Here is a 13,051-nt window from a genome sequence, read left to right as displayed (position 1 = left end):
ATCGATGGAAAGCGGTGGCGAAAACGCCCGCCCCTGGCTGAGCGTGCTGGTTCCGGTGTATGCCGTGGAACGGTACCTGGAGGCCTGCGTGGAGTCGGTGCGCGCGCAGGCCGATGCGGGCGTCGAGATCGTGTTGCTGGACGACGCGTCGCCGGATCGCTGCGGGGAGATCGTGGCGGCCCTGCAGGCGCGGTATCCCGATGCGATCCGCTCGCTCGCGCATGCGCGCAACCGCGGGTTGTCGGCGGCGCGCAATTCCTTGCTCGATGCCGCGCGCGGTCGTTACGTCTGGTTCCTCGATTCAGACGACGAGCTGTTGCCCGGCGCGATCCCCGAGTTGCGCGCGATCATCGAGGCCGATGCCCCCGACCTGGTGCTCTGCGATTTCCGCGTGCTGCGGGAACGCCCGCGCTGGCGCCACCGCCTGCATGGCGAATCGCACCGGCGTTCGCTTCCGCGCGGCGTGCCGGCACTTTCGGCCGACCGGCACATGCTGGTCGAAGGGATGCTGCAGTCGAGGCAGCTGCACAGCTGGTCGAAGATCGCCACCCGCGAGGCGTGGCGGCAGGCGCCGTTCCCGGAGGGGCGCTATTTCGAGGATGTCGCGGTGATCCCGCGCCTCGTGGGGGCAACCGAGCGGTGGTGCCACGCGCCGCGCCCGTGGGTCGGATACCGCCAACGCGACGACAGCATCCTGGCGACCATGAACCCGCGCAAGGTGCACGACCAGCTGGCATCCATGCGCGAATTGCGTGGCGGGCTCAGCGCCATCCCGGGCGGCCTGGATGCAGGGGCGACTGAGGCGCTGGAGTATTTCTGCATGCGTGCGTTCGCCAACCTGGCGCGCGGCCTGCCGCGCGGCGACGCGGCGCTGGACGACGAATGCCGCAACGCGATCGCGGCGATCTTCCCGGACGGCATCGGCCGCGCGGTCGATGCCTGCAGGCGGCGCGGCTGGCAGTTGCGCGCGTGGCGGGCGCGGCGCAGCCTTGCACGGAAAAACTGGCTGCAATGAGCCCCATGCAAACCGTATCGCCGGTGCGCGTCCTCCACTTCGTCACCGGCGGCTTCTCCGGCGGCGCGACCCAGGTCGCGGTTCAGCTGGTGAACGCCGCGCGCGAGGGCGACGCGATCGAGCCCTTGCTGGTGCTGCGCCGCAAGCGCCGCACGCCGCCGCAGCGCATTTCCGAATTGGAGCGGGCGGGCACCCCGCTGCGGCTGGTGCCGGGCTGGTCGCATGCCGCGAGCATCTTCGCGCTGGCGCGGATCTGCCGCGAATTCCGCCCCGACGTGCTGGTCGCGCACGGTTTTTCCGAGCACCTGTGGGGACGTTACGCCGGCCTGCTGGCGAAGGTGCCGCACCTGGTCCATGTCGAGCACAACACGCGCGAGCGCTACACGCGCTGGCGGCTGGCGCAGACGCGTTGGCTGGCGCGGCGCACCGACCGCATCGTCGGTTGTTCGGAAGGCGTGCGCCGCGTCCTGCTGGCGATGGGAATGCCGCCGGAGCGCACCATCGCGATCCCGAACGGCATCCGCCTCGATCCCTTTGCCGCGGCGGATGCGCATGCGTTCGCGCAACGCGAGCCCGGCATCGTGATGGTCGCGCGCTTCTCCAAGCAGAAGGACCATGCCACCTTGTTGCGCGCGCTGGCGCTGTTGCGCGAACGCGGCCTGCAGCCTTCGCTGCAGTTCGCCGGCGGCGGCAAGGCGTTGCACCGCAAGCCGCTGGAAAGGCTGGCGGCGGAACTCGGGATTGCCGGGCAGGTGCGGTTCCTCGGGGTGGTGCGCGACGTCCCGCAGCGATTGATGGCCCACCAGCTGTGCGTGCTCAGCACGCACTACGAGGGCATGCCGCTGGCGCTGCTGGAAGGCATGGCCGCCGGCTGCGCGGTGGTCGGCAGCGCGGTGCCCGGCGTGCGCGAGGTGCTGGATGACGGCATCGACGGCCTGCTGGTGGCGGAGGCCGATCCAGCGGCGCTGGCCGATGCGCTGGAACGACTGTTGCGGGATCCGCCGGCGACGGCGCGAATGGCGTCGGCGGCACGCAAGGCGGCGCTGGAGCGGCACGGCCGCGAGCTGATGAACCGGCGCTACGAGGAACTGTTCCTCGAACTGGCGCGCGGTGGCTAGCGCCGGCTTGCGGCGATCCGTCGCTCGCATGCCCAGGCATGGGCGACGATGGTGTCGAGGTCGGCATAGCGCGGCGTCCAGCCCAGCTGCGCGCGCGCGGCATTGGCATTGGCCACCAGTGCCGGCGGATCGCCCGCGCGGCGCGCTCCGATGACCACCGGAATCGGATGCCCGGTGACCCGGCGCACCGCGTCGATCACCTCGCTCACCGAGAAGCCGTTGCCGTTGCCCAGGTTGTAGCGCGCGCTGCCGGCGCCCTCCAGCAGTTGCCGGAGGGCCAGCAGGTGCGCGCTGCACAGGTCCTCGACATGGATGTAGTCGCGCACGCAGGTGCCGTCCGGGGTCGGGTAGTCGTCGCCATTCACGCCGATATGCGCGCGCCGGCCGGAGGCGACCTGCAGGATCAGCGGCACCAGGTGGGTTTCCGGTTCGTGGCGTTCGCCGAGTTCGCCTTCGGGATCGGCGCCGGCGGCGTTGAAGTAGCGCAGGCAGACCGACTTCAGCCCGTAGGCATGGTCGTAGTCCTCCAGCATCTGCTCGACCATCCACTTGCTGCGGCCGTAGGGATTGATCGGCGCCTTCGGATGCGCCTCGTCGATCGGCACGTACTCCGGCTCGCCGAAGATCGCCGCGGTGGAGGAGAAGATGAAGCGGGCGACGCCATGTGCGCGCATGCCGTCGAGCAGGACCTGGGTCGCGGTCACGTTGTTGCGGTAGTACTTGGCCGGGTCCGCCACCGATTCGCCGACCTGGATGAAGCTGGCGAAGTGCATCACCGCCGCCGGGCGCACCTCGCCCAGCACGGCATCGACGAAGCCGGCATCGCCGATGTCGCCGACGTGCAGGGGCGCGTCGCCGACCGCGCCGCGATGGCCGCTGGACAGGTCGTCGGCGACCGCCACGCGGTAGCCGGCGCGGCGCAGCTGCTTGACCATGTGCGAACCGATGTAGCCGGCACCGCCGACGATGAGGATGGATTCGGGCATTGCGGCGGGCTTCGGTGGGATGCGCCGATTGTCGCCGATGCCGGGCGCAACCGCGCTGCCGTATCCTTCGCGCGATGACGATGCGCCCGATGAAAGCCGCCCGCGAACTCCGCGACCTGCGCGCGCCGCTGCTGGCGTGGGCCGCCGCCGCCCTGGTTTCGATCTTCCTGCACGGCCCGGTGCCGCTGTATTCCACCCGCAGCCTGGCGGTGGCCTGGGAGATGTGGGATGCCGGCAGCTGGCTGGTGCCGCTGTTCAACGGCGCGCCGTATTCGCACAAGACCCCGCTGCTGCCGTGGCTGATCCACGCCGGCTGGCTGGTGACCGGCGTCGGCGACGCGTGGCCGCGGCTGCTGATGGTGCTGCTGTCGACGGTCGTGGTGGCGCAGACCGGCCTGCTGGCGCGCCGCCTGTATCCGCACAGGCCGGGTTTGCCGGCGCTGGCCGCATGGGCGATGGCCGGCTTCTGGTATTTCTTCATGTTCTCGCTGCAGGTGATGTACGAATTGCCGCTGACGGTGGCGGTGCTCGGCGGCCTGCTGGCCTTGTGCCGGCGCGAGGGCGAGGCGTGGCGCCCGTGCTGGCCGGGTTTCGCGCTGGCGGTCGGTTTCGGCCTGCTGGCGAAGGGGCCGGTGGCCTTGCTGCACCTCGGCGTGCCCTTGCTGGCCGCGCGCTGGTGGCATCCGGCGGCGCGGGAACACGGCAAGGCGTTCGCGGGCAAGGCGGCGTTGGCGGTGCTTGGCGGGATCGTCCTGTTCTCGCTGTGGCTGGTGCCGGCGCTGACCCTGGGCGATCCGGAGTATCGCGAGGCGTTGCTGGTCACCCAGACCGCCGGCCGCATCAGGGACAGCTTCGACCATGCCGAACCGTGGTGGTGGTACGCGCCGATGCTGCTGGCGTTGATGGCGCCGTGGTGGTGGTCGCGCTGGTGGTGGTCGCAGGTGCCGGCGCTGTGGCGCGATGCCGGCAACCGCTTCGCCTGGATCTGGCTGCTCGGCGTGGTCCTGGCGTTCAGCGCGATCAGCGGCAAGAACCCGTATTACCTGCTGCCGGATTTCGCCGCGTTCGCGATCCTGTTGGCATTGGCGGCGGATGCGCGGCCGCGGCTGGGCATCGTCGCCGGCGCGAGCGTGCTGGCGTTCGCCGCGGCGATGCTGGCCGCGCGTGCGTTGGCCCGGCGCATCGACACGCCGTTCCCGGACGAATTGCTGACCAGCCTGCCGGTGGCGGGGGCGGCGCTGCTGGTTGTCGGTCTCGCGATGCTGCGCTGGCGCTCGTTGCCCGCGCAGGCCGCCGGCCTGCTGCTGGCGATGACCCTGCTGCATGCCGCGGCGACGCCGCTGATCAAGGCGCAGTTCGATTTCACCCCCACCGCGCGCCTGCTCGGCGATGCGCAGCGCGCCGGCGCCAAGCTCGCGTTCATCGGCGAATACCAACTGCAGTTCCATTTCGCCGGGCGCCTGCGCGAACCGATCGCGATGCTCGACGAAGCCGATGCGCGGCGCTGGGCGGAAGCGAACCCGCGCGAGCTGGTCGTGGTCAACACGCTGGATGCCTGGAGCCACCCGGGCGCGCAGCCGGTGATGCAGCAGCGCTGGCGCACGCGCTGGATCCAGGTCTGGCGCGCCGGCGACTGGCGCGCGCTGCCGGCGCAGCAGCTACCGCTGCAGCCGCGTTCGCGCGAGCTTCGCTACCAGCCGCGCTGACAGGCCTTCGGCCGCCTCGTGCGGGAGGTGGCGCAGGTGCAGCGGCGCGCCGAACGGCGAGGCGCCGGCGGTGTCCAGCAGCAGGCTGGCCATGCCGAGGCGCCGGTCCAGCGGCGATCGCGACAGCCGCGACGCCTGCAGTTTCCCGATCTCGGCGAAATTCCAGCTCTTCGACAGCCAACCGCTGCGCCAGGCGACGATCCGCCCGTTGCTGGCGTACCCGCAGGCGCCGGCGATGCGGCGTGCCCGCCACAGCTGCAGCGGTACCAGCGCCAGCGCGGGCAAGCCCCATGCACCGAAGCGCCAGTACAGCGCCCCGCAGGCGGCCAGCGCCAGCAGCAGGCCCGGCATCGCGATCCGCAGCCATGCGTGGCGATGCAGCGGTTGCCAGTCGAGTTCGCCCCAGCCGGCTTCCGGCAGGAAATGCCGGATGAGTTCATCGCAGCGCAGCGGGGTCGCGATCGGCGCGATGTCCTTCAGGGTGCGCTGCTCCTGCGCGCCGCGCTGGCCCGCGGCGGTATCCACGCGCAGGCTGCGGCGGTCGAACCAGCGATGCAGCACGCCCTCGCGCAGCGACCAGGCCTGGATCCGCTGGCGCTTGGCCGAGGAACGCGAACGCGCCAGCAGGCCGCGCTCGACGCTGATGCGGCCCTCGTCCTCGCGCAGGGCGAAGCCGTGGAACTGGAGGATGGCCAGCAGCACCGACAGCAGGCGCAGGGCGACGACGGCGGCGATCACCAGCGTGACGGCGGCGAGCCCGATGGCGAGCGGGCTGTCGTGCGAATGCTGGCCGATGGTGTCGGTCAGCCAGCCGAACACGACCTTGCCCCAGCGCTTGAGCAGCACGCCGAAGACATCGTTGCCGGTCTGCGCGAGGGCGCCGAAGGCAGCGGCCACCACCAGCATGCCGCGGTTGCTGATCAATCCCAGCCGGACCAGCTCGCCGGTGGAAAGCGCCAGCAGCGGCGGCGTCCCCGCTTCGGCCGCAAGCGCGGCGTCCGCGTGTCCGCGCCGGCGCACCAAGGCTTCCAGCGCCAATGCCTGGTCCAGCCGCAACACCCGCATCTGCGCTTCCGGCTTGACCCCGCCCGCGGCCTCCAGCCGCACTTCGGCCACGCCGAACATCCGGTGCAGCAGCGACTGGTGCAGGTCGACGTTGTGGATGCGCGCGAACGGGATCTCGCGCAGGCTGCGGTGCAGCCAGCCGCTGCGGATGCGGATGCCGTCGCCGCGCAGCAGGTAGCGATAGGTGAAGTATTCGGCCAGCGAGGCGGCCACCAGCGCGCCAACCGCGATCAACCCCCACAGGTCGTTGCGGTCGCCGCGGCCGGCGAACAGCAGCACCAGCAGCGGCAGGATGAACTGCTTCAGTTGCGCGAGCAGCACGAACAGCCACGACAGCGGATGCAGCCGGTGTTCCTGCCCGTCCTGCGGCAACGCGGCGGTGTCGATGGGCGCGTCGCTCATCGCCTACAGCGCGTCGCCGGCATCGTCGAGCTGGCGCGCGAGTGCGTCGCGCAGGCGCTGCGCATCGGCGTCGTCCAGGCCGCGCACGGTGATCCCGCTGAGATGCACGGCGGCGGTATGCACCACCAGCGTCGCCAGCTTGAAGCGGCGCTCCAGCGGGCCATGCTTGAGGTCCACGTGCTGCACGCGGCTGGCCGGCACCCGCGTCTCGCGCTGCCACAGCCGCCCGGTGCGCAGCCACAGGCCTTCGGCGTCCAGCTTCCAGCGCTGGTGGCGCAGGCGCGCGCCGAAATAGGCGCCGATGCCGGCCGCCAGCAGCGCCAGCGCGGCCACCGCTGCGGCTTTCTGCAGCGGGCCAGGGCCGTCGGCGACGTAGACCGGAACCGCCAGCCCCAGCGGCGGCAGCAACCCGCACCACAGCGCGGTCGTGCCGGCATGCAGGCGCACCGCGCGTGCCGGCGGCGGGTGCCAGCGGTCGCTGCGCGCGGCGACCGCTGCGGGGGGATCCTGGGCGGGCGCCGAGTCGGGATCAGTAGAGGTCAAGGTAGGGATTCTCTTCGCCACTGCCGGGCGGCCGCAGGGTATAGCGTTTGTAGGTCCACTGGTATTGCGCGAAATCGCGTCGCGCGATCGCCTCGATGCCGGCGTTGAGCGCCGCGACCGCGCCTTGCGGATCGGCGTCGGCGACGCCGTCCGGCGCGGCCTGGACATGCAGGGCGAAGCGCGGTGGCGAGGTGTGCGGCAGGCGCTCGCACCAGCACAGCAGCACCTGCGCGCGGCTGCGCTCGGCCAGCCGGCCGAGCAGGGTCATGGTCAGCGCCCGCTTGCCGAAGAACGGCGCGAACTCGCCCTCGCCGGCCTTCGGTTGCTGGTCGGGCAGGATGCCGACCACGCCGCCCTTCTGCAGCCGCTTGAGCAGGCTGCGCACGCCGGAGGCCTCCGCCCGCACCTGCTCGACATCGCCGCCGGCATTGGCGCGCACCCGGCGCAGGAAGGCCTCGCCGATCGCCGATTCCGGCGGCCGGTACAGGATCGCCAGCGGCGTTTTCGCCGCCAGCCACTGGTTCAGCAGCTCCCAGTTGCCCATGTGCGGCGCGGCGACGATCAGGCCGCGGCCATCGCGCAGGGCATCGTCGAACAGGGCCTCGCCGTGGAATTCGACGATGTCGGCCAGGTTGCGCGCTGCCGGCCGCGTCCACAGGCGCAGGGTCTCGAATGCCTGCCGCGCGGTGGTGCGGACGATCTCGCGCACCAGGGGTTCGCGGGCCGCGGCATCGAGATCCGGACGAATCAGCTCCAGGTTGCGGCGGGTGACCCGCGCCTCGCGGGCGTCCAGGCGCACCGATAGCGCCGCGATCCGGTCGGCCAGCCCGCGCAGCAACGGCCATGGCAGCCGGGCCAGGGTCCAGGCGAGGGCGTACAGCAGGGCAGCGGCGAATTCGGTCATCCCGTTCAGTCTAGGCGGAGATGCCGCCGGCCCGTCATCCCGGCTTTCGCCGGGGCGACGGCATCGCATAGGCTTGCCCGATGCTCAGCCTGATCCAGCGCGTGACCGCCGCCAGCGTGAGCGTCGACGATGCCGTGGTCGGCGCCATCGGCCCCGGCCTGCTGGCGCTGGTGGCGATGGAGCCCGGCGACAGCGAGGCGCTGATCGCCCGCATGGCCCAACGCCTGCTCGGTTACCGGGTGTTCGCCGACGATGCCGGCAAGATGAACCGTTCCCTGGCCGATACCGGCGGCGGCCTGCTGTTGGTCAGCCAGTTCACCCTGGCCGCGGACACCCGCTCGGGCATGCGGCCGAGCTTCACCACCGCCGCGCCGCCGGCCGAAGCCGAACGCGGGTTCAACCGGCTGGTCGAACTGTGCCGGCAATCGCATCCGCCAGGGGTGGAAACCGGGCGGTTCGGTGCCCATATGGTGATCAGCCTGGTCAATGACGGCCCGGTCACCTTCCTGCTCCGTCCCTAGCGAGGGACGGGTAAGGCGCCGGAATGCGGTGACTGGCGCGCGCTGGCGTGTTCAGCAACGTGGTCAGGCCAAACTCCCGGCAGCACGGTATAATGCTGGGTTCCCTCGCGTCGTCCGGCGCAATCCACCGAAACGGTAGCCCGATCCATGGCCAACGAACGGCAAACAGCCCCCCAGTCCGACATCAAGATCCTGATCAGCAAAGGTCTGGAGCAGGGCTATTTGACCTACGCCGAAGTCAACGACCACCTGCCCGACGACATGGTCGACCCGGAGCAGATCGAAGACATCATCGGCATGATCAACGGCATGGGCATCGAGGTGCACGAGGTCGCGCCGGATGCCGAGACCCTGCTGCTGGCCGGCCAGGCCGCCAGCGGCCGCGAAGTCGACGACACCGCCGCCGAGGAAGCCGCCGCGGCGCTGACCTCGCTGGATGGCGAGGGCGGCCGCACCACCGACCCGGTGCGCATGTACATGCGCGAGATGGGCACGGTCGAGCTGCTGACGCGCGAGGGCGAAATCGCCATCGCCAAGCGGATCGAGGAAGGCCTGACCCAGATGATGTCCTCGCTGGCCACCTTCCCGGCCTCGGCGCAGCAGCTGCTGGAGGATTACGAACTGCACAAGGCCGGCAAGAAGCGCCTGGCCGAGATCGTGGTCGGCTTCCTCGATGCCGAGGAACCGGTCGCGGAGGCGCCGGTCCCCGTCGCCGAGGCGGACGAGGTGGACGAAGCCGACGAGGAAGATGCGGGCGACGATGCCGAGGAGGCCGGTCCGACCGGTCCGGATCCGCTGGAAGTCGCCGCGCGCATGGAGGCCATGGGCGCCGCCTTCGCCAGGTTCCAGAAGAGCTACGCCAAGAACGGCCCGTCGGCCAAGCCGGTGCTGAAGGCGCGCGAGGACATCGCCGAAGTCTTCATGACCCTGAAGCTGCCGCTGGGCCTGACCGATACCCTGGTCAAGCAGCTGCGCGACGTGGTCAACCAGGTCAAGGAACACGAGCGCCGCATCCTCGACCTCAGCACGCGCGTGGCCAAGATGCCGCGCAAGGACTTCATCAAGGCCTGGGACGGCAACCAGACCAACCTGGACTGGGTCGACGAGCTGCTGAAGCGCAAGCAGAAATGGGGCTCGGCGTTGCGCGACGTGCGCGAGCAGATCATCGCCGAGCAGGAAGCCACCATCGCGCTGGAGAAGACGATGGGCGTGACCCTGGCCGACCTCAAGGAAATCAACCGCGCGATGGCCTATGGCGAGGCCAAGGCGCGCAAGGCGAAGAAGGAGATGGTCGAGGCCAACCTGCGCCTGGTGATCTCCATCGCCAAGAAGTACACCAACCGCGGCCTGCAGTTCCTCGACCTGATCCAGGAAGGCAACATCGGCCTGATGAAGGCGGTCGACAAGTTCGAATACCGCCGCGGCTACAAGTTCTCGACCTACGCGACGTGGTGGATCCGCCAGGCGATCACCCGCTCGATCGCCGACCAGGCGCGCACCATCCGCATCCCGGTGCACATGATCGAGACGATCAACAAGCTCAACCGCATCTCCCGCCAGATGCTCCAGCAGTACGGCCGCGAGGCCACGCCGGAGGAATTGGCGAAGGAGATGGACATGCCCGAGGACAAGATCCGCAAGGTCATGAAGATCGCCAAGGAGCCGATCTCGATGGAGACGCCGATCGGCGACGACGAGGATTCGCACCTCGGCGACTTCATCGAGGACACCAACGTGATGTCCCCGATCGACGCCACCACCGACATCAACCTGACCGAGACCGTGCGCAACGTGCTGGCCGGGCTGACCCCGAGGGAAGCGAAGGTGCTGCGCATGCGCTTCGGCATCGACATGAACACCGACCACACGCTGGAAGAAGTGGGCAAGCAGTTCGACGTCACCCGCGAGCGCATCCGCCAGATCGAGGCCAAGGCGCTGCGCAAGCTGCGCCACCCGTCGCGTTCGGAAACGCTGCGCAGCTTCCTCGACATCGACTGACCGCTCGCGCCGCGAGCTCCTAGCGAAGCCCCGCGCATGCGGGGCTTCGTCGTTTTCGCGCGGCCCGCCATGCGCCCGCGCATGGTGCCGCATGCTAGCGTTCGGCACCTCGACGGCAACGACAGGGCAGCCCATGGGCAATCGGATGCGGACCTTCCTGGCCGGCGCGACGATCGCGCTGGCGGTGCAAATGGCGCAGGCACAGGCGCAGGACACGGCGGCGCAACGCGCCTATGCCGCGGTCGATCCCTTCATCGGCACCGGCGGCGAAGGCCACACGTTCCCCGGCGCGACGCTGCCGTTCGGCATGGTCCAGCTCAGCCCAGACACGCGCATCCAGGCGCGCAAGGACGCCTACGGCTGGGCCGCCGGCTACCGCCATTCCGACGACACCATCGTCGGCTTCTCGCATACGCATTTCTCCGGCACGGGGCATTCCGACCTCGGCGACGTGCTGCTGATGCCGGTGTCCGGAGACGCGAAGCTCGAGCGCGGCGATCCCGACGTGCCCGGCAGCGGCTACACCTCGCGCTACTCGCACGCCACGGAAACCGCCGCGCCGGGGTATTACGCGGTGACGCTGGCCGATGCCGGCGTGCGCGCCGAGCTCACCGCCAGCGCGCGCGTCGGCGTGCATCGCTACGCGTTCCCGCAGGGCAAGCCGGCGCACGTGATCGTCGACCTGCGCACCTCGATGTACGACTACCCGGGCAAGGTGCAGTGGTCGCGGATCCGCGTGCGCGCCGACGGCACCGTCACCGGCATGCGCGAGACCCGCGGCTGGGCGCCGGGCCGGCAGCTGTACTTCGCGCTGCGTTTCTCGCAGCCGCTGGCCGGCCACGCGCTGCAGGACACCGAGCAGAACGTGCCCTACAAGGGCTTCCCGCCGCCGGGCGAGAAGGATTCGGCGCAGCGCGCGCAGATCGAGGGCCGGCAACTGGTCGCCCGCTTCGACTTCGGCGACCGCCTGTCGGCGCCGCTGGTGGCGAAGCTCGCGATCTCGCCGGTCAGCGAGGACGGCGCGATCGCCAACCTCGATGCCGAAGTGCCGGGCTTCGATTTCGACCGCGTGCGCGCCGCTGCGCAGGCGCAATGGGCGCAGGCGCTGGGCGTGGCCGAGGTGGATGCGCCGGCACCGATGCGCAAGGCGTTCTTCACCGCGCTCTACCACGCCTTCATGGGCCCCAGCCTGTTCATGGACAGCGATGGCCGTTACCGCGGCCCCGACAATGCGGTGCACCAGGCCAAGGGCTGGACGCACTATTCCACCTTCTCGCTGTGGGACACCTATCGCGCGCTGCATCCGCTGCTGACCATCGTGCAGCCGGAGCAGCGCAACGCCGACATCGTCAATTCGCTGCTCGCCTCGCGCCGCGAAAGCCCGTACGGCGTGCTGCCGGTGTGGGCGTTCCACGGCCTGGAGACGTGGTGCATGATCGGCTACCACGCGGTGCCGGTGATCGCCGACGCGTACATGAAGGGCATCCGCGGCTTCGATGCCGATGAAGCGCTGGATGCGATGGTCGCCAGCGCCAGTTACGGCCCGTACGACGGCATCGCGCAATACATGCAGCTGGGCTACGTGCCGATCGACGAGGAAGGCGAGGCCGCGTCGAAGACCCTGGAATACGCGTTCGACGACTGGACGATCTTCCGCATGGCGCAGGCGCTGGGGCGCAAGGACCTCGCCGCCACGTTCGGCAAGCGCGCCGCGAACTGGAAGCACGCCTTCGATCCCGCCACCGGCTTCATGCGCGCGCGCAAGCGCGACGGCAGCTTCCGCACCCCGTTCGATCCCGATGCCAGCGGCTATGGCACGGACTACACCGAGGGCAATGCCTGGCAGTATTCCTGGTACGTGCCGCAGGACGTGGCGGGCCTGGCCGCCGCGCATGGCGGCGCGGACAAGCTGCTCGCGCGGCTCGATGCGGTATTCGATGCGAAGGTCGATCCGAAGGTGTTCGCGCACATGGAGGACATCACCGGCCTGATCGGCTGGTACGCGCACGGCAACGAGCCCAGCCACCACGTCGCCTACCTGTACGCCTACGCGGGCCAGCCCTGGCGCACGCAGGCGCGCCTGAAGCAGATCATGGACACGCAATACAAGCCGACCATCGACGGCCTGGCCGGCAACGACGACCTCGGCCAGATGTCGGCCTGGTACGTGTTCACCGCGCTCGGCTTCTACCCGGTGGCGCCGGGCAGCAACCAGTACATCCTCGGTCGCCCGTTCGTGCGCAAGGCGACGCTGAACCTGCCCAACGGCAAGCGCTTCAGCGTGGTCGCCGACGGCCTGAGCGATGCGAATGCCTACGTCGGCGGAGTGACGCTCGACGGCAAGCCGCTGCATCGCGCGTTCATCACCCACCAGGAACTGATGGCGGGCGGCGAGCTGCGCTTCGCCATGCAGGCGCAGCCGGACAAGGACTGGCCGGGCGCGGGCGCGCAGGCGCCGTATTCGATGTCGGCGCAATGAGGCGCGTGCGGCGCCGCTAGGTAGAATGCCCGCTCGGCGCGGGCCTGTAGCTCAACGGTTAGAGCAGGGGACTCATAATCCCCTCCCGTCGGGCTGCGGCGAGGGTGTCGCTGGTCGGGTTCTAAGAGAAAAAGGGCCTATAGCTCAATTGGTTAGAGCAGCGGACTCATAATCCGTAGGTTCCAGGTTCAAGTCCTGGTGGGCCCACCATTTTCAAGTCCGAGATTGTCCGTAGGCGTCCGGAATGCAGCCGGAAATGGCTTGAAATAAGGGTTCTGTCGTCCAGAGGTGTCCGGCCTGGTGCGCTTGAATCC

10 protein-coding genes and 1 tRNA gene are annotated in these 13,051 nt (G+C 69.9%); 7 read left to right on the top strand and 4 right to left on the bottom strand.

Annotation, left to right across the window (positions count from 1 at the left end):
- Positions 1-4 precede the first annotated feature (4 nt).
- Both FHQ07_RS07850 and FHQ07_RS07845 read left to right on the top strand, forming a co-directional pair.
- The gene (locus FHQ07_RS07850; protein WP_206202306.1) at positions 5-1,015 is read left to right on the top strand and encodes a glycosyltransferase family 2 protein; all 1,011 of its coding nucleotides are present in this window, start codon (positions 5-7) and stop codon (positions 1,013-1,015) included.
- Positions 1,016-1,020: 5 nt separating this feature from the next.
- Positions 1,021-2,133 (top strand): glycosyltransferase, encoded by a 1,113-nt coding sequence (locus tag FHQ07_RS07845; protein ID WP_206202305.1) that lies wholly within the window; start codon positions 1,021-1,023, stop codon positions 2,131-2,133.
- On the opposite strand, the gene galE is transcribed toward FHQ07_RS07845, so the two are convergent.
- Entirely contained in the window at positions 2,130-3,119 is a 990-nt protein-coding gene (gene galE / locus FHQ07_RS07840) for a UDP-glucose 4-epimerase GalE (RefSeq protein WP_139716281.1), read from the bottom strand. The two genes, FHQ07_RS07845 and galE, sit on opposite strands and share 4 nt — an antisense overlap.
- Positions 3,120-3,208: 89 nt before the next feature.
- Between galE and FHQ07_RS07835 the strand changes: the two genes are divergently transcribed.
- Entirely contained in the window at positions 3,209-4,825 is a 1,617-nt protein-coding gene (locus tag FHQ07_RS07835) for an ArnT family glycosyltransferase (RefSeq protein ID WP_168191506.1), read from the top strand.
- On the opposite strand, the gene FHQ07_RS07830 is transcribed toward FHQ07_RS07835, so the two are convergent.
- Genes FHQ07_RS07830 through FHQ07_RS07820 form a run of 3 tightly spaced genes read right to left on the bottom strand, consistent with a single transcriptional unit; the run spans position 4,778 to position 7,739 of the window.
- Positions 4,778-6,292, bottom strand: a complete 1,515-nt coding sequence (locus tag FHQ07_RS07830; RefSeq protein WP_139716279.1) for a PH domain-containing protein — start codon at positions 6,290-6,292, stop codon at positions 4,778-4,780. The genes FHQ07_RS07835 and FHQ07_RS07830 overlap by 48 nt on opposite strands.
- Positions 6,293-6,295: 3 nt before the next feature.
- Positions 6,296-6,835, bottom strand: a complete 540-nt coding sequence (locus FHQ07_RS07825; protein WP_240703448.1) for a PH domain-containing protein — start codon at positions 6,833-6,835, stop codon at positions 6,296-6,298.
- Positions 6,822-7,739: a lauroyl acyltransferase gene (locus FHQ07_RS07820; RefSeq protein WP_139716278.1), complete on the bottom strand. Its 918-nt coding sequence runs from the start codon at positions 7,737-7,739 to the stop codon at positions 6,822-6,824. Before FHQ07_RS07820 ends, FHQ07_RS07825 begins: the two co-directional genes overlap by 14 nt.
- A gap of 80 nt (positions 7,740-7,819) precedes the next feature.
- Between FHQ07_RS07820 and dtd the strand changes: the two genes are divergently transcribed.
- From dtd to FHQ07_RS07800, 4 genes are all read left to right on the top strand, one after another.
- Entirely contained in the window at positions 7,820-8,260 is a 441-nt protein-coding gene (dtd, locus tag FHQ07_RS07815) for a D-aminoacyl-tRNA deacylase (RefSeq protein ID WP_139716277.1), read from the top strand.
- 147 nt (positions 8,261-8,407) lie between these two features.
- Positions 8,408-10,258 carry an RNA polymerase sigma factor RpoD gene (rpoD, locus tag FHQ07_RS07810; protein ID WP_139716276.1) on the top strand — a complete coding sequence of 617 codons (1,851 nt, stop codon included), beginning with the start codon at positions 8,408-8,410 and terminating at the stop codon, positions 10,256-10,258.
- Between the two features lie 190 nt (positions 10,259-10,448).
- Positions 10,449-12,737, top strand: coding sequence for a GH92 family glycosyl hydrolase (locus FHQ07_RS07805; protein ID WP_240703593.1), 2,289 nt, complete (start codon positions 10,449-10,451; stop codon positions 12,735-12,737).
- A gap of 133 nt (positions 12,738-12,870) precedes the next feature.
- A tRNA-Ile gene (locus tag FHQ07_RS07800) sits at positions 12,871-12,947 on the top strand.
- Positions 12,948-13,051: the final 104 nt, after the last annotated feature.

Source organism: Thermomonas aquatica, assembly GCF_006337105.1.
GTDB classification, from domain to species: domain Bacteria; phylum Pseudomonadota; class Gammaproteobacteria; order Xanthomonadales; family Xanthomonadaceae; genus Thermomonas; species Thermomonas aquatica.
Note: the sequence above shows the minus strand (reverse complement) of the source record. Positions and strands in the feature narration are given on the sequence as shown.